Origin of the sequence: Streptomyces sp. NPDC056948, assembly GCF_042674225.1 — a bacterium.
Taxonomy (GTDB): domain Bacteria; phylum Actinomycetota; class Actinomycetes; order Streptomycetales; family Streptomycetaceae; genus Streptomyces; species Streptomyces purpurascens.
On sequence record NZ_JBHUQX010000202.1, the window covers coordinates 1 to 16,498 of the forward strand.

The window sequence follows — 16,498 nt, forward strand, 5'->3', positions numbered from 1 at the left end:
GGCCTGGGCCGCCGGCTGAGCGGTGGTGGTCCCCGCGGCCCCCGCGGCCGCGGTACCCGCCGGAGCCGAGGCGGCGGCCGCCCCTGGCTTGTAGTCGGCGAAGAAGTCCCACCAGGCTCGGTCTACCGAATTCGGGTCCTGGAGGTACTGCTGATAGATCTCGTCGACGAGCCACTCGTTGGCACCGAACGACGCGGCGGGGTTCCTCCCCGCTTGGTCGGTGTCGGTCGAGATGCTCGAGTTACTGGGGGACTGTGGCGACACGGCGGTAACCGCCCTCTTCCGCTTCACAAGATGATGGACAGCGGGAATCAAGGCTACGCCTCCCCGACCGCGAAGGTCAGGCCGGGCCCGTTCAACGTCACGCAAGTCACACTTCAAAGAGTGTTTCGGCGCTTGAAATGGCGGGAAACAAGCGTGGTTCCGCTTAAGGAGGGAAGGGCGGAGCGGCACCCGGGGCGCCGACGGCGCGGGTCTGTGCCTGATCACACGTGTCCGTCAGCGCGGACGCCCGTGGATCTTGAGGCTCCGCTTCGAACTTTACGTCAACTTGGCACAGATGGAAGTCCTGGAAGAGTGACAAGAATCCGGCAACCTCGCTCGGATTCGGCCACTCCGATCCGCCCACCGTGCAGATCCACCGCCCAGCGGGCGATGGCGAGGCCGAGACCTGTGCCGCCGTCGCTGCCCGACCCCGGCGGCCGCTTGGCGCTGCCGCGGTTGAACCGTTCGAACACACGGTGCCACTCGGACTTCGGAATGCCGGGGCCCTCGTCCAGGACCTCCAGCTCCAGCGACTCCGGCAGTGAGCCGCGCCGCGCCTTGACCGTCACCCGGCCGTGCGGCGGGCTGTGCTTGACCGCGTTGTCGATGAGGTTGGCCACGACCTGGTGGATGCGCTCCGGGTCGGCGTGCGCGGTCAACTCCGGCGGGGAGACGTCGAGGTGCAGATGGACGTCCGTACGGGTGTGGCTGCCCGAGCCGGTGGCGATGCCCGCGCGCACGGAGGCGACCATGTTGGCCTCCTTCAGCACGCCCGACAGATAGGGCCACACCTCGAAGCGCCGCTGTTTCAGCGGTACGACGCCGTTGTCCAGGCGGGACAGGTCCAGCAGCGTCTCCACCAGCCGGCCGAGCCGCTCGGTCTGCTTCAGAGCCGTGCGCATCGTCTCCGGGTCGGCCTGCGTGACGCCGTCGACGATGTTCTCCAGCACCGCGCGCAGACCCGCGATGGGCGTGCGCAGCTCGTGCGAGACGTTCGCCACCAGCTCCTTGCGCTGGCGGTCCTGGGCCTCCAGCTCGTCGGCCATGGCGTTGATCGTCACCGCCAGGTCGCCCAGCTCGTCACGGCGGTTGTCCCGCACCCGGCGGGTGTAGTCGCCCTGCGAGATGGAGCGGGCCACCGCGGTCATCTCGTCCAGCGGCGCGGTGAGCGAATGGGCCACGAACTGCGTGATGAGAAGTGTGGCGATCATCGAGAAGACCGTGATGAAGCGCAGCTCCGTCTTCGTGTGCACCGCGATCACCGACAGACCTGTGGTGATCAGCACCGAGATGACGACCAGCGCGCCCAGCTTGGTCTTGATCGAGAACGGGCTCACCCCGCCCCAGGGTTCCGGCTCCCCGGGGTTTCTCCGTGCGGCCGGCCCGCCGCTCATGGCGTCGGGGTCTCCAGGGCGTAGCCCACGCCGTGCACCGTACGGATCCGCTCGGCGCCGATCTTCCGGCGCAGCGCCTTGATGTGGCTGTCGACGGTCCGGGTGCCGGAGGCGTCCGCCCAGTCCCAGACCTCGGCGAGAAGCTGCTCGCGCGAGAGCACCGCGCGCGGGGTGTTCGCCAGGCAGACCAGCAGATCGAACTCGGTCGGCGTGAGGTGAACATCCTCACTCCGCACCCGCACGCGTCGCTGTGCGTGGTCGATCTCCAGTTCGCCGAGGCGCAGGATGCCGCTGCGCGGCGTCGCGGCGGCCAGCGCGGCCCGCTCCACACGGCGCAGCAGCACGTGCACACGCGCCGCCAGCTCCCGCATCGAGAACGGCTTCGTCATGTAGTCGTCGGCGCCGACGCCCAGCCCGACCAGCATGTCGGTCTCGTCGTCGCGCGCGGTGAGCATCATCACCGGCACCGGCCGGGCGGCCTGCACGCGCCGGCAGACCTCCAGACCGTCGAAGCCGGGCAGCATGATGTCGAGGATCAGCAGGTCGGGCTGCCAGGCCTCGGCCGTGTCGACCGCTGCCGGACCGTCGCCCGCCGTTTGCACGAGGAATCCCTCGGCTCGCAGGCGGGTCGCGATGGCGTCCACGATCGTGGCGTCGTCCTCGACGACGAGAACCCGGCGCTGCGCGCCTGGGGTAGCCGTCGCCGAACCGTTGTGGGAGGTCTGTGTCTGCTCCATCGCCCGCCCCTGGGGTGTGCTTTCCGGAATCAGTGGGGTGATTCGTTCCAACTGGCTATGCCTGCGCATCGTTGCGATTGACGCTTGAATGATCGGCGTCAGAGGAGCAGCGTACGGGGAGGCAGCACACCTTTGCTATCCAGGGCGGATGCCGAGGTGTACGACGTCGGGAACGCCCCGGGCAACCGGGATCTCTTCGGTACGCACCCGCTGGAACCCGGCATTCCGCAAGGTTTCTTCGAATTCCGGCGAGGGTTGGGCGGACCAGACGGCGAGCACCCCTCCGGGTCTCAACACCCGTGCGCAGCTTGCCAGTCCGGCTTCCGAGTAGAGATTTCCGTTGCCCTCAGTGACGGTCCAGCCGGGACCGTTGTCGATGTCGAGACACAGGGCGTCGAACGTGTCGGATGTCTCATTGACGTAGGCCACGAGATCGGCTTCGACGATTTTCGCGCGGGGGTCGGCAAGGGCCTCGGCGGAGAACGCGGAGAGCGGGCCGTCCAGGTGCCATTCGACAATCGCGTGCTCGCGTTCCACGACCGCGATCCCTCCCCAGCGGGGGTCCGCCGCCGCGTGGGCGAGGGAGAAACCGACGCCGAGTCCGCCGATCAGCACGTCCGGGTGCTCGCGACCGGCCAGGGCGTCCAGGGCCGCGTCGATCAGCCGCCGCTCCGAGCGGCCGTCGGAGGTGTCCATCAGGAAGCAGCCGTTCGCGATGATCTCCAGCCGGTCACCGTGCCGCCGCAGCACGACCTCGCCGTGCGGGCCCTCGCGGCGGTCCAGTACATCGGGCGGGTCGTTCGAGGTGAGCATCGGAGCATCCTGGCAGGTGCGGGGCGTACGGCGCCAAGAATTGCGGAGCGGCCGGCGGGGGACGCGGAACGCGGCTTTCAGGTTGCTGTGAATCGGCTCTCGCGTGGCGCCGGTCACAGACAGTGGGGTAGAGGTAGGCGAAGGCTGGGGCAAGACGGAAGGAGCGCCCGTTTTGGAACGTACCGCGCCGCCCGACGAGACGGCCGCGACGGCGCCGGCGGGCGTGCCCGTTTCCGACGTGTCGGGGCTGCTGGACGGGGTTCCGAGGCAGCGGGGCCCGCGGGAGCGCGTGGGTGCGGGCGTACGGGAATCCGTCCCGGCGAAGGGGCCCCGGCTCCGGGCGCTGCGGCCCTGGCGGCTGCTGCCCACGCCCACGGGTACGCCGTTCACGTTCGGGTACGCGATCGTGCTCTGTGTCACCTCGCTGATCTCCGCGTACGCGGACCCTGGGCTGGTCCATGCCCTGCTCCAGGGCTCCAGCACCGATGTCGCGCACCTGGTGCGGACGCCGGGGCTGGTGCTGGTCGGCAGTGCGCTGTGGGTCGCGGGCGGGGTGGCCTCGCCGTTCACGATCGGGTTCGTGCTGGTGCTGACCGCGCTGGAACGGCGGATCGGGGGCCTGCGCACGGCCGGTGTGTTCCTGCTCGGGCACGTCCTGGCCACCCTGGCGACCGAGGTCCCGGTAGCGCTCGCGGTGCTGGCCGGGCACCTCCCCGACAGTTCGCTGCACCGCCTCGACTACGGCGTCAGCTTCGGCGTCGCCGCCGGCACCGGCGCCCTGGCCGGCCTGCTGTCGCCCTGGGTGCGTGTGCCGCTGCTGGCCGTCTTCGGCGGGATGCTGCTCCAGGACCTCCTCGCCTTCACCGACCCCATGACGAACTGGGGTCATCTGATCGCCCTGGCCATCGGCATCGCGACCTGGCCGCTGCTCCGACGGTGGCGCGCGAAGCGCGCTGCGACCTCCCGGACCAGCGCTTCGTAAGTGATCGCTCACAGCGAACGGCGGTAGGGGAACATCCGGCAGCTCCCGTGCATTGAGTCGGCATAGCTCAACTTGACTGCCGAAGGGGAGATCATGGCTGCTGAGTCCAAGGCGTTCACACCGCTCACCCTGCCCGTGCTGCCGCTCGACGGCGAGGTCGTGCTGCCCGGGATGGTGGTCCCGCTGGATCTGAGCGACTCCGAGGTCCGTGCCGCGGTGGAGGCCGCTCAGGCCGCTGCCAGGTCAACGCCCGGGAAGCCCCGGGTACTCCTGGTTCCACGGATCGACGGGACCTACGCGAACACCGGTGTCCTCGGCACCGTCGAGCAGGTCGGCAGGCTCGCCGACGGCGACCCGGGCGCCCTGATCCGCGGCCGGGGCCGGGTGCGCATCGGGGCGGGGACCACGGGTCCCGGCGCCGCCCTCTGGGTCGAGGGCACACGCCTCGAAGAGACCGTGCCGGAGCCGCTGCCCGGCCAGGTCGCCGAACTGGTCAAGGAATACAAGGCCCTCGCCACCGCATGGCTGCGGGGTCGCGGCGCGTGGCAGGTCGTCGACCGGGTCCAGGCCATCGACGACGTCTCGGCGCTCGCCGACAACTCCGGCTACTCGCCGTTCCTGACCACCGACCAGAAGATCGAGCTGCTGGAGACCACCGACCCGGTGGCCCGGCTGAAGCTCGCCGCCCAGCAGTTGCGCGACCACCTCGCCGAGCAGGACGTGGCCGAGTCCATCGCCAAGGACGTCCAGGAAGGCGTCGACAAGCAGCAGCGCGAGTTCCTGCTGCGGCGTCAGCTGGAAGCCGTCCGCAAGGAGCTGCGCGAGCTGAACGGCGAGCAGGACGGTGAGGAGTCCGACGACTACCGCACCCGCGTGGAGGCCGCCGACCTGCCCGAGAACGTCCGCGAGGCCGCGCTCAAGGAGGTCGACAAGCTGGAGCGGTCCTCCGACCAGTCGCCCGAGGGTTCGTGGATCCGCACCTGGCTCGACACGGTTCTGGAGATGCCGTGGAACGAGCGCACCGAGGACGCGTACGACATCCAGGGCGCCCAGGGCGTCCTCGACGCCGAGCACGCGGGCCTCGAGGACGTGAAGGAGCGGATCACCGAGTACCTCGCGGTGCGCAAGCGGCGTACCGACCGGGGGCTGGGCGTGGTCGGCGGGCGGCGCGGCGGTGCCGTGCTCGCACTCGTGGGGCCGCCCGGTGTCGGCAAGACCAGCCTGGGTGAGTCCGTCGCCCACGCCATGGGCCGGAAGTTCGTGCGCGTCGCCCTCGGCGGTGTGCGCGACGAGGCCGAGATCCGCGGCCACCGGCGTACGTACGTCGGCGCGCTGCCCGGCCGTGTCGTCCGAGCCATCAAGGAGGCCGGGTCGATGAACCCGGTCGTGCTGCTCGACGAGATCGACAAGGTGGGCTCGGACTTCCGGGGCGACCCGGCCGCCGCCCTCCTCGAAGTCCTCGACCCGGCGCAGAACCACACCTTCCGGGACCACTACCTGGAGGTCGAGCTCGACCTGTCGGACGTCGTCTTCCTGGCCACCGCCAACGTGCTGGAGGCCATCCCGGAGGCGCTGGCCGACCGGATGGAGATCGTCCGCCTGGACGGTTACACCGAGGACGAGAAGGTCGTCATCGCCCGCGACCACCTGCTGCCGCGCCAGCTTGAGCGGGCCGGGCTCGCCGAGGACGAGGTGGCCATCGACGAGGGGGCGCTGCGCAAGCTCGCCGGTGAGTACACGCGCGAGGCGGGCGTGCGCAATCTGGAGCGGTCCGTCGCACGGCTGCTGCGCAAGGTCGCGGCCCAGCACGAACTGGGCGAGCGGAAGCTGCCGTACACCGTCACGGACGGGGATCTGCGGGCACTGATCGGCCGGCCGCACCATGTGCCCGAGTCCGCGCAGGACCCGGCGGAGCGGCGGACGTCGGTGCCGGGTGTGGCGACCGGGCTCGCGGTGACGGGAGCGGGCGGTGACGTGCTCTATGTGGAGGCCTCGCTGGCCGATCCCGAGACCGGCGCGGCCGGGCTGACCCTGACCGGCCAGCTCGGCGACGTGATGAAGGAGTCCGCGCAGATCGCGCTGAGCTTCCTGCGCTCCCGCGGTGCCGAGCTCGAACTGCCGGTGGGTGATCTGAAGGACCGGGGCGTGCACATCCACTTCCCGGCGGGCGCGGTCCCCAAGGACGGCCCCAGCGCCGGCATCACGATGACCACGGCCCTCGCGTCCCTGCTGTCCGGCCGGCTGGTCCGCACGGATGTGGCGATGACCGGCGAGGTCTCGCTGACCGGGCGGGTCCTGCCGATCGGCGGCGTGAAGCAGAAGCTGCTGGCCGCCCATCGCGCCGGGGTCACCACCGTGATCATCCCCAAGCGCAACGAACCCGACCTGGACGACGTCCCGGCCGAGGTGCTGGACAGGCTCGACGTCCACGCCGTGACCGACGTCCGCCAGGTCCTGGAGCTGGCGCTCGCGCCCGCGACGAACGGGGCGGCGCCGGAGGTTCCGGTCGCGGCGTGACGGACGTGATCGGACAGGGAAGGCCCGGGTTCTCGTGAGGGAGGCCCGGGCCTTCACCGTGCGGTGGCCCTGTGTACGGGCGCGCCGTGACCTGCGGAATACTTGCCGAACTGCGCCGATGACGGCAGGTGACGGAAAATCTCAGTACGGGGCGATACCGAGGCAGGGGCTGACGTGCAGGACAACGGGAACGGCGACGGGCCGGGAGGCGAGTCCGCCCTGGCCGCGAGCGGTGTGGACCAGCCCGCCTTCCTCGCGCTGGAGCGTGAGCTGACCGTGCTGCTGCGGCGTGCTCGGGCCAACCAGGGCGAGATGGCCCGCGAGGTCCACCCCGACCTGGAGTCGTCCGCGTACGGGCTCCTCGTCCGGCTCGACGAGTGCGGCAGCCAGCGGGCCACCGAGCTCGCCGGCTACATCGGCGTCGGCAAGGCCACGATGTCCCGCCAGCTTCGCGCCCTGGAGGAGCTCGGGCTGGTCGCGCGCGAGCCCGACCCCGCCGACGGCCGCGCCTGGCTCGTCGCCCTCACCCAGGAGGGCCACGACCGTGTCCGCCGGGTGCGGGAGGCCCGCCGCGCCCGCTACGCCGGCCGCCTGGCCGACTGGGACACCCACGAGGTCACGGAACTGGCCCGGCTGCTGCACCAGCTCAACCGCGGCATGGAGAAGTAGCCCCCGGCGCCGAGCGGGCGTCCGGGATGGCGAGCGCCTAGAACTCGACGTACACGACCGTGGCGTCGTCATGTGTCTTGCTCCGGCCCAGGAACGTCCTGGCGGTGTCCCCCCGCTCCAGCGCCCGTACGCGATCCACCAGCGCCTGTGGTCCCTCCTTGCGTAGGAGGTGGAAGCAGTCCGTCCAATCGCCCTCCTCGAACCTCTCCACCCAGCGGGTGGCGCCGTCCGTCAGGGCGGTCAGGGCGCGTACCTCCTGGCGGGGCACGGTTCCCGTCACCGCCCGCCGGGCCACCGAGGGGTCGGCGGCCGCGGTGAAGAAGCCGCCCTCCTTGTTGCGGACCGTGGAGTCCACCAGCGCGTCCGTGGCCAGGGCCGAGCGGGGGAGGAGGGAGAGGCGGTCGTCGAGGACGGGCGTCACCACGCCGTCGGGGGACTCCAGGAGGAGGGCGGAGTCCGAGAGCACGAGGTACTCCACCGTGGCCGGGGTCCAGCGGGCCACGACCACCGTGGCCTGTGGTGTCCGTGGGTGAGAAAGGTCACAGGTTGCCGCGTGCGCTTCGGAGGTACGCGCGATGGCGCGGGACAACGCGTCGACCAGGGGAGCATTCGGGAGTGAAACGGTCAGTTCGGTCAGGGCTCCGCCGAGGCGCGCGGTGAACCAGGGGACGGAATGCAGACAGCCCGTCCCGCCCTTCGGTGGCGTGACACCGTCCAGGACGACGACCGAACCGCCCTGTCCGGAGGCAGGTAGTCCGACACTGGCGAAGTCCTCGTTGGGGCGGTCGGCGTCTCCCGGCTCCGAGGCGAGTTCAGTGCGCATCCAGCCAGTCTGCACGAGCCCTTCACAAGGGTCGCAAAAGGCTGGCAATAGTTGCGGGACCGGTGCGGCCGCGCAGGTCAGACGCCTGATTTGGGATGGAATGCTTTGCTCCGGGAAGGCGTGGCGGCGAATATTGCCACCGCCCGCCGTCGACGTCCAACCGGCGTGCCGCGCACGGCCGCTGCAAGGGCCAGCGGAACTTGCCCCTCAACTCTCGTCCGGGGTTCACTCCTTCGGGTGGCGGGTCAGGTGATGCACGTGCGCTGGCCACCGGCGCTGGGAGGGTCGGGAAGTGTACCGGGAGTACGCGTCAGTTGACGGAACGTCACCCGGGCCCATGGGTTCACGAGTCAGGAATGCGAGCACCGGTGCAGAAGACGCGGCCTCGTCGTACAGGCAAGCAGACGGCCCCCGCTCAGGGCACTGAGCCGACGCCCTCCACCGGCAAGGGCCGCCCCACGCACGTACGCAACCGGCTCATCGTCGCCGTGGCCGTGGTCGCCGCGGCCATCGCCGGAGCCGGCACCCCGTCCGTGCTGGCCGCCTCCGGGCAACTCCACGACTCGCAGGAGCTGGTGACGCTCACCGAGCAGACGCAGGACGCCCTCGGGCTCGCGCACTCCCTCGCCGACGAGCGGGACGACGTCACCTCCTACATAGCGGCCGGCCGCCCCAAGGCCAAGGCGCCCTCCGAGCAGCGCAGCGCCCGCGTGGACCGGCAGGTCGAGGAGTTGCGGGCCGACACCGACACGCCCGACTCGCTCCGCTCGGACCTCGACGACATCGCGGCCGTCCGCCGGGCGGCGCTCACCGGCAAGAGCAGCGCGCTCGAAGCGCACCAGGCGTACTCCACCGCCATCACCCAACTCCACCGGCTCGCCGAGCGGCTGGCCCAGCAGACGCCGCCCCGCGCGGGCTCCGGCGCCTACGCCCGGGCCGAGCTGGACTCCGCCGTCCAGCAGGCCGCCGCGGCCCGCGGGCTGCTGCTCGCCGCCCTCAGCGTGCCGCGCGGCACCGAGACGATCGACCCGGTCACCGGTCTGCCGACCGAGACCTCCTCCGACGCCGACGCCCGGCAGCGCGACGCCCTGAGCGCCGCCGCCCAGCAGGCCCGGCTGCGCTCCGACGCGGCGCTGGCCGACTTCCGCGACACCGCGCCCAAGGCGGCCCGCGCCTCGTTCGACTCCACGGTCACCGGCACCGAGGTCAACTCCGCCGAGAAGTACCTCGCCACCCTCACCGACCAGCCGACGCTGTCGGGAGGCGAGCTCTCCACCAACACGAAGCGGCTGGACGCGGCCCTCTCGGCCCGGGTCGACCTGATGCGCGGCGTGGAGTCCGCCCTCTACGACCGGAGCACCAAGGACCTCGAGGTGCTGCGCGACGACGACGTCACCGCGCTGGAGATCCGCATCGCCGTCCTCGGCGCCCTCATGCTGCTCGCCGTCGGCGTCGCCACGGGCATGGCCCGCAGCCTCACCCGGCCCCTGGCGGTCCTGCGGCTGGGGTCGAAGCGCCTCGCCGAGGCCGAGGACCCGGGGGCCGAGGAGCCGGTGAAGTTCACCGGCCGCAACGACGAGTTCGCCCAGGTCGTCCGCTCCGTCAACGCCCTGCACGCGCACGCGGCCGGCCTGACCGGGCGGATCACCACGCTGGAGTCCGACCGCAAGCACCTCGTCGGCCAGCGCCAGAAGATGGCCGACGCACGCGAGGAACTGCGCGGCGAACTCGCCGAGTCCGTCGCCCAGCTCGAGCGGGTGCGCACGGCCATCGGCGGTACGTTCGTCAACCTCGCGCTGCGCACCCTCGGACTGGTCGAGCGGCAACTGGCCGTCATCGAGAACCTGGAGGAGCGCGAGCAGGACCCGGACCGGCTCGCCACCCTGTTCAAGCTCGACCACTTCGCGACGGTCATGCGCCGGCACAGCGAGAACCTCCTGGTCCTCGCCGGCACCGAGCACGTCCAGCACGCCGCCGGGCCCGTGCCGCTCGTGGACATCGTCCGTGCCGCGGTGAGCGAGATCGAGCGGTACGAGCGGGTCCGTATCGCCGCGCTGCCGCCGCACGCGCACATAGCCGGGTTCGCCGCGGACGACCTCTCCCACCTGCTGGCCGAACTCATGGAGAACGCCACGTCGTTCTCCCCGCCCGACCAGCCCGTCGAGGTCTCCGGCTGGCTGCTGGAGAACGGCGAGGTCATGCTCTCCGTCCAGGACGAGGGCATCGGCATGACCGAGGACCGGCTGGAGCGCCTGAACTCCCGTCTCGCCGACTTCGACCCGGAGGCGCCCTACGACCAGGAGGGTGAGGACGGTCTCGGGCTCGGCCTGTACGTCGTGGCCCGCCTCGCCCACCGGCACGGTGTGCGCGTGCAGTTGCGCGAGCAGAAGCAGGGCGGTGTCGCGGCCGTCGTCGTCCTGCCCCGCAACCTGTTCGCTGCCGCCCCGCACGCGGCCGTCCCGGCCTCCGGCCCGCTCTCCGGCACGACCCACACCGTCTCCTTCCCGGGCGCCGACGCCGAGGCCAACTCCAACGTCCTGCACGGCCGCGCGAACGGCGGGGACCCCCTGGTGACGCTGGCGGAGAACGCGGTACGGCGGGAGGAGCTCGCGGGGGCCGTGGACGAGGCCACGGATCACCCGGAGCATCCGGAACCGGCTGCACCGGCTGCACCGGCGGAGACCCCTGCCGAGACCACGATGGAGCTGCTGATTCCGGCACCGCAGGGGGAAGCGGAGCCGATACAGCACGAACCGGCAGCCGTCGACGAAAGCCGCACGGACGGTGCGGGCGGCAACGAACACGCCGAAGACGATGCCGAGGCCGAGGCCGACGCGGAACACGAACGCGTCACCGACAAGGGCCTCCCCAAGCGCACCCCGAAGATCACCGCCCAGACCACCGCCCCGCGCCAGCGCAGCGGCTCGGTGGACGCCGCGGCCCTCCGGCGCCGCCTCGGCGGCTTCCGCCAGGGCGCCCAGGCCGGCTACCGCGAGGTGGAGGCGGAGATCGCCGAGCAGACGGCCTCGCACAAGCGGCCGGCCACCGGCACATCAGGACCAGCTGTATCCGAAGAAGCCACGGGGGGCACAGCCGAGGAGGCAAGCAGTTGACCGCTCCCAGTACCTTCGGACTGATCGGGCTGAGCAGTGAGGCCCGCAACCTGCACTGGCTGCTGACCAACCTCGTCGAGGAGGTGCCCGGCATCCTCTCGGTCGCGGTCGTCTCCTCCGACGGACTGCTCCTGCTCTCCTCCGACGACCACCGCAACCGGCAGGCCCGGGAAGCCCTGCAGGCCCGCGGAACCAAACGGACCGGCCCGCGCGGCTCCGCCGCCGACCTGGCCACCATCGTCTCCGGCATCGGCAGCCTCACCATCGGCGCCGCCAAGCTGATGGACTTCGGCGGGGTCCGGCACACGATGGTCGCGATGGACGAGGGCAGCCTGTTCGTGATGTCGATCAGCGACGGCTCGCTGCTCGGCGTCCACGGCTCCGCGGAGTGCGACATGAGCGTGGTGGCGTACCACATGGCCCTGTTCGTCGGCCGCGCCGGCCATGTCCTGACGCCCGAACTCCGCAGCGAGCTCCGTAGTTCCCTGGAGCGGTCCCAGACGACGGGGAGTGCCCGATGAGCAGTACGCCCAAGCATCACCTGCCGGTCCGCGGCGGTGAGCGCAAACCCGCCCGGGTCCGCCCCTATTCGCTCACCGGCGGCCGTACCCGGTTCGGCCACGTCCTCCTGGTGGAGACGTTCGTGGCGAGCACGGCCGCGCTGGAGGCGCCGGAGGAGCGCCGGGAACTGACGAACGGCTCCCTCTCCACCCGCGTGATGCCGGAGCTCCAGGCCATCGTCGAACTGTGCCGCCGGATGCGTACGGTGGCCGAGATCGCCGCGCTGCTGAAGATGCCGCTCGGCGTGGTCCGCGTGCTCCTCAGCGACCTCGCGGACCAGGGAAAGATTCGTGTGTACGGAACGGGAACCGGCCACGGCACGGGCCGCCCGGACCGAGCTCTGCTGGAAAGGGTGCTGAGTGGACTCCGTCGTCTCTGACGCCGCTCACGGCGTCTCCGCAACATCCCCGTTCGTTCAGCCCGACGCGAGCATGCACGCCTGGGAGACGGACCGCACACGCGCACCCATCGCCACGAAGATCGTGGTGGCGGGCGGCTTCGGCGTGGGCAAGACCACCCTGGTCACCGCCGCCTCGGAGATCACGCCCCTGCAGACCGAGGCGCTGATGACCGAGGCGAGCGAGGCCACCGACGATCTCACCGAGACACCGGGCAAGACCACCACCACCGTGGCCATGGACTTCGGGCGCCTCACGCTCGACGACGACCTGGTGCTCTACCTGTTCGGCACACCGGGCCAGCAGCGGTTCTGGTTCATGTGGGACGACATCGTGCGCGGCGCGATCGGCGCGGTCGTCATGGCCGACACACGCCGGCTGAAGGACTGCTTCCCGGTACTGGACTACTTCGAGAGCTCCGGACTGCCGTACGTGGTCGCGGTCAACCACTTCGACGACAGCGAGCTGTTCGAGCCGGAGGATGTGCGGGAGGCCTTGACCATCCCGCGACACATACCTGTCATGATCATGGACGCGCGTCGCCGGATCTCCGTGATCGAGACCCTCCTGGCCCTGGTGGGCCACGCGCTCGACGAAACCCCCGAGTAGAGGACAGCCCCGCATGCGGAAGATACTCGTCGTCGGAGCCGGTCAGTCCGGGCTCCAGATCGCTCTCGGCCTCCAGTCGCAGGGGTACGAGGTCACCCTGATGTCCAACCGGACGGCGGACGAGATCCGCACCGGCCGGGTCATGTCGACGCAGTGCATGTTCCACACGGCACTGCAGCACGAGCGCGATCTCCAGCTGAACTTCTGGGAGTCCCAGGCCCCGAAGATCCAGGGACTCGGCGTCTCGGTCGCCGCCCCCGGCTCCTGGGCCGAGGGTCCCGCGGCGCGTGCGATCGACTGGCTGGGCAGGCTCGACGGGTACGCGCAGTCGATCGACCAGCGCGTGAAGATGGCCGGCTGGATGGAGACGTTCGCCCAGCGCGGCGGCCAGCTCGTCATCCACGGCGCTGCCGTCGGCGACCTCGACTACTTCGCCCGCACGTACGACCTGGTGCTGGTCGCGGCCGGCAAGGGCGAGCTGGTCCAGATGTTCGGCCGGGACCCGGAGCGTTCCCCCTACAGTGAGCCGCAGCGCGCGCTGGCCGTGTCGTACGTCCACGGTCTGGGCCCGCGCCCCGAGCACCCGGACACCGAAGGGGTCCGCTGCAACCTCGTGCCGGGCGTCGGCGAACTGTTCGTCATGCCCACTCTGACCACGTCCGGCCGTGCCGACATCCTGTTCTGGGAGGGCATACCCGGCGGCCCGCTCGACGCCTTCGCCGGCGTCAAGGACCCCGCGGAGCACCTCTCCCTGACCCTGGAACTCATGGAGCGGTACGTCCCCTGGGAGTACGCGCGGGCCACCAAGGTCGAGCTGACCGACGGGGGCGGCACGCTCGCCGGCCGCTACGCCCCCACCGTCCGCAACCCCATCGGCCGCCTCCCCGGCGGCGGGCTCGTACTGGGTGTGGCGGACGTCGTCGTGGCGAACGACCCGATCACCGGGCAGGGCTCCAACTCGGCGTCCAAGTGCGCCGCCGCGTACCTCTCCGCGATCGTCGAGCACGGCGACAAGCCGTTCGACGAGGAGTGGATGCGGTCGGCCTTCGACCGCTACTGGGACACCGCCCAGCACGTCACGAAGTGGACCAACGCGATGCTCGCGCCGCCGCCGGAGCACATCCTGAACCTGATCGGCGCCGCCGGCGAGCTCCAGCCGGCCGCCGACCGCTTCGCCAACGGCTTCAACGACCCGGCCGACTTCGAGAACTTCTTCTACGACCCGGAGAAGACGGGGGCCTACCTGGCCGAGCTGTCCGGCGCGGGCGCCGCGTAGCCGTCGTAGCCCTTGTCCGACCCGTCCGTGGCGCCGCCGGGGAGCTTCGGCGGCGCGTACCGCCGCAGGGGCTTCCCGGACGGGTCCGGGCGTACGGCGCCCAGGAGCGGGTTGGCCGCGATCGGTGACACCTTCACCTTCGCACCCGGGCGGGGTGCCTGTACGACCATGCCGTCTCCGAGGTACAGCGCCACGTGCGTGGCCTCGGGGAAGTAGACCACCAGGTCTCCCGGGCGCAACTCGGCGAGCGGGATCCGCTTCAGCCGCTTCCACTGCTCCTGGCTGGTCCGGGGGATGGGCGCCCCGGCCTCCGCCCACGCCTGCGAGGTCAGGCCCGAGCAGTCGTACGACTTCGGGCCCTCCGCGCCCCACTCGTACGGCTTGCCGAGCTGCCGGACGACGTAGCGCAGGGCTCGGTCGCCCTCCGCTGATGGTCTGCGGACGCTGCTGAGCGCGCCGGACGCCATGAACTTCTTCTGGGCCTTCGTGATCCCGTTCCTCTCGAACGCGGAGAGGGCGGCGAGCTGGTCGCGGCTGAGGGTGGCGAGCAGGTCCTCGACGTCGTGCAGCCGTTTGACGACCTGGTCCCGTTCCTTCTTCCGCCGCTCGGTGAGGGCGAGCTGCCCGTCGAGGGCCTTGCGGGCCTTGCGGGCCAGCTCGTCGGCCTTCCGCTCGCTGCCGGTCAGCCGGTTGATGGTGTCGGCCCGTTCCCGTGCGATCCGGCCGATCACATGGCCCTGGTCGATCGCGTGCTGGGGATCGCGGGCCAGGAGCAGCCGTACGTACGGAGAGATGTCCGAACTGCCCTGGTACTGCTGCCGGGCCAGGCGGCCGACCGCGCCCCGGCTGTCGTGCAGGGAGAGCCGGGCGCGGGCCAGGGCGCGGTTCAGGCGGTCGGTCTCGGCGCGCTGCTTCTTCAGCTTCTCCTCGGTGGCGTTGTAGGCCTCGGTGGCCTGTTCCGCCTTGCGGTAGAGCTGCTGAAGGTCCGTCAGGAGGTAGGCGAGGGAGGCCGGCGGCGGTCCGGGGTCGGGTTTCGGGGCCGCTGTGGCGGGGGCGGGAACGGGTGCGAGGACGGTTGCTGCTGCCACCGCCGCCGTACAGGCCAGACGCAGAAGGGTTCCTGACATGCCATCACCTCCGATGCGGGGGCGGCCCTTCGGCCACCGGACATCGTGAGGATGAGGGGTGTGCGGGGGGTGTGTGGGGTAAGCCTGCGCGGTTCGGCGCAACAGGGTCACCCGTCGGCGTCGTCCCGCTTGCCGGGCGGCGTGGCGTGTGGCTTCGACCAGGGCCATGTGAGCCGCCGGGGCGGAGCGCCCTCGGGGGCGTACTCGTACTTCCAGCGGTTGGTCAGGCCGACCCTGCCCGGTCCGCGGGGCACGCGGAGGTAGACGAGCACGGTGGGCGGGCCGCCGGCGGGGTCCGGGACGGGGATGCGGTACGTCTTGGGCGGGTGGCCGGTGATGCCGAGCAGGACGGGCAGGACTCTGCCGTCCATGGGGCCGCCCTCGAAGGGGGTGTCTTCGCTCTTCACCAGATCAGTGTCAGACATCCTCGGCGAGGGCCTGGACCAGGGCGTCGGTCTGCGGGTCGCGGCGGGCCGTCACCGACAACATGGCCACGAACTGCTCGACGAGCCAGTCGCGGAGGTCCTCGGCGGGGGGCTGCTTGTCCTCGTCGAGCCAGATGAGCGACGAGGCCTCCACGGCCGTGATCCACATGCGGATGGTCATGCGCAGGCGGGGGCCGGGGGCGGTGACCCGCAGGTGGCTGACGATGTGCTCGGCGGCGGCGCGGCGTACGCCGTCGACGATGGCGGTCGTCCGTGAGGTCTCCACGACGCTGCCACCCTGGAGGAGGGCGCTGAAGCCGGCGTCGTGCTGGTCGACGAAGGCGAGGTAGCGGTCGAGGGCGCGGGACAGGCGGGGGAGGAGGGGGCCCTCGCGGGGTTCGTCGAAGCAGGTCCGGAGCTCGTCGGCGGCGGAGCGCAGGGCGGCCTCGTAGAGCTGCTGCTTGCCGCCGGGGAAGTACCGGTACACCAGGGGGCGTGACACCCCCGCCGCCTCCGCCACGTCGTCCAGGGAGACGTCCTCCGGGGCGCGGTGCGCGAAGAGCGACAGCGCGGAGGTGAGTAGCTGGCTGCGGCGTTCCTCGACGCTGAGTCGCCGGTAGGCGGGGGTGGGGGCGGCTGGTGTCATGACTCGCAGCGTAGCCGGGGGGGGGGGGCGGGGGTGCCTGCGGCGGCCTGCGCGGGTTCGGTGGGGGTGCGCGTCGCGCCATCTCGCCGGGTGGTGGGTCGGGGCCGTGTCGGGGGGTGTCCGTCCTCGGAACGGCGCGATGGG

The 16,498-nt window shown here is 71.3% G+C and carries 16 protein-coding genes; 8 read left to right on the forward strand and 8 right to left on the reverse strand.

Annotated elements, in window-relative coordinates; translation table 11 throughout:
• The 4 genes from ACFTZL_RS24950 to ACFTZL_RS24965 all read right to left on the reverse strand — a co-directional run.
• On the reverse strand, positions 1-264 hold a 264-nt coding region (locus ACFTZL_RS24950; RefSeq protein WP_382586849.1), incomplete at its 3' end, for a hypothetical protein.
• Between the two features lie 281 nt (positions 265-545).
• Positions 546-1,658, reverse strand: coding sequence for a sensor histidine kinase (locus tag ACFTZL_RS24955; protein WP_382586851.1), 1,113 nt, complete (start codon positions 1,656-1,658; stop codon positions 546-548).
• Positions 1,655-2,395: a response regulator transcription factor gene (locus ACFTZL_RS24960; RefSeq protein WP_184590528.1), complete on the reverse strand. Its 741-nt coding sequence runs from the start codon at positions 2,393-2,395 to the stop codon at positions 1,655-1,657. The genes ACFTZL_RS24955 and ACFTZL_RS24960 overlap by 4 nt, the downstream gene beginning before the upstream one ends.
• A gap of 135 nt (positions 2,396-2,530) precedes the next feature.
• Entirely contained in the window at positions 2,531-3,208 is a 678-nt protein-coding gene (locus ACFTZL_RS24965) for a spermidine synthase (protein WP_382586854.1), read from the reverse strand.
• 172 nt (positions 3,209-3,380) lie between these two features.
• Here ACFTZL_RS24965 and ACFTZL_RS24970 point away from each other — a divergent pair, with 172 nt between their 5' ends.
• The 3 genes from ACFTZL_RS24970 (at position 3,381) to ACFTZL_RS24980 (ending at position 7,376) form a co-directional block, all read left to right on the forward strand.
• Positions 3,381-4,190 carry a rhomboid-like protein gene (locus ACFTZL_RS24970; protein WP_382586856.1) on the forward strand — a complete coding sequence of 270 codons (810 nt, stop codon included), beginning with the start codon at positions 3,381-3,383 and terminating at the stop codon, positions 4,188-4,190.
• 93 nt (positions 4,191-4,283) lie between these two features.
• Complete coding sequence (lon, locus tag ACFTZL_RS24975; RefSeq protein ID WP_382586859.1) at positions 4,284-6,707, forward strand: endopeptidase La; 2,424 nt, start codon at positions 4,284-4,286, stop codon at positions 6,705-6,707.
• Between the two features lie 174 nt (positions 6,708-6,881).
• Complete coding sequence (locus tag ACFTZL_RS24980; protein ID WP_382586862.1) at positions 6,882-7,376, forward strand: MarR family winged helix-turn-helix transcriptional regulator; 495 nt, start codon at positions 6,882-6,884, stop codon at positions 7,374-7,376.
• A gap of 37 nt (positions 7,377-7,413) precedes the next feature.
• Here ACFTZL_RS24980 and ACFTZL_RS24985 read toward each other — a convergent pair whose 3' ends face one another.
• Complete coding sequence (locus tag ACFTZL_RS24985) at positions 7,414-8,199, reverse strand: protein phosphatase 2C domain-containing protein (protein WP_382586865.1); 786 nt, start codon at positions 8,197-8,199, stop codon at positions 7,414-7,416.
• 368 nt (positions 8,200-8,567) lie between these two features.
• Here ACFTZL_RS24985 and ACFTZL_RS24990 point away from each other — a divergent pair, with 368 nt between their 5' ends.
• The 5 genes from ACFTZL_RS24990 to ACFTZL_RS25010 are packed head-to-tail and all read left to right on the forward strand — an operon-like array spanning position 8,568 to position 14,156.
• Positions 8,568-11,312, forward strand: a complete 2,745-nt coding sequence (locus tag ACFTZL_RS24990) for a nitrate- and nitrite sensing domain-containing protein (RefSeq protein ID WP_382586868.1) — start codon at positions 8,568-8,570, stop codon at positions 11,310-11,312.
• The gene (locus ACFTZL_RS24995) at positions 11,309-11,833 is read left to right on the forward strand and encodes a roadblock/LC7 domain-containing protein (protein WP_382586870.1); all 525 of its coding nucleotides are present in this window, start codon (positions 11,309-11,311) and stop codon (positions 11,831-11,833) included. The genes ACFTZL_RS24990 and ACFTZL_RS24995 overlap by 4 nt, the downstream gene beginning before the upstream one ends.
• The gene (locus ACFTZL_RS25000) at positions 11,830-12,252 is read left to right on the forward strand and encodes a DUF742 domain-containing protein (RefSeq protein WP_382586873.1); all 423 of its coding nucleotides are present in this window, start codon (positions 11,830-11,832) and stop codon (positions 12,250-12,252) included. The genes ACFTZL_RS24995 and ACFTZL_RS25000 overlap by 4 nt, the downstream gene beginning before the upstream one ends.
• Positions 12,233-12,880, forward strand: coding sequence for an ATP/GTP-binding protein (locus ACFTZL_RS25005; RefSeq protein WP_382586876.1), 648 nt, complete (start codon positions 12,233-12,235; stop codon positions 12,878-12,880). Before ACFTZL_RS25000 ends, ACFTZL_RS25005 begins: the two co-directional genes overlap by 20 nt.
• A 13-nt stretch (positions 12,881-12,893) precedes the next feature.
• Positions 12,894-14,156: a styrene monooxygenase/indole monooxygenase family protein gene (locus tag ACFTZL_RS25010; protein ID WP_382586879.1), complete on the forward strand. Its 1,263-nt coding sequence runs from the start codon at positions 12,894-12,896 to the stop codon at positions 14,154-14,156.
• Here the strand turns inward: ACFTZL_RS25010 and ACFTZL_RS25015 are convergent.
• From ACFTZL_RS25015 to ACFTZL_RS25025, 3 genes are all read right to left on the reverse strand, one after another.
• The gene (locus ACFTZL_RS25015; protein ID WP_382586882.1) at positions 14,120-15,283 is read right to left on the reverse strand and encodes an NlpC/P60 family protein; all 1,164 of its coding nucleotides are present in this window, start codon (positions 15,281-15,283) and stop codon (positions 14,120-14,122) included. The genes ACFTZL_RS25010 and ACFTZL_RS25015 overlap by 37 nt on opposite strands.
• Before the next feature lie 107 nt (positions 15,284-15,390).
• Positions 15,391-15,690 carry a hypothetical protein gene (locus ACFTZL_RS25020; protein WP_229872876.1) on the reverse strand — a complete coding sequence of 100 codons (300 nt, stop codon included), beginning with the start codon at positions 15,688-15,690 and terminating at the stop codon, positions 15,391-15,393.
• Positions 15,691-15,700: 10 nt separating this feature from the next.
• Positions 15,701-16,354 (reverse strand): TetR/AcrR family transcriptional regulator, encoded by a 654-nt coding sequence (locus tag ACFTZL_RS25025; protein ID WP_382586885.1) that lies wholly within the window; start codon positions 16,352-16,354, stop codon positions 15,701-15,703.
• Positions 16,355-16,498: the final 144 nt, after the last annotated feature.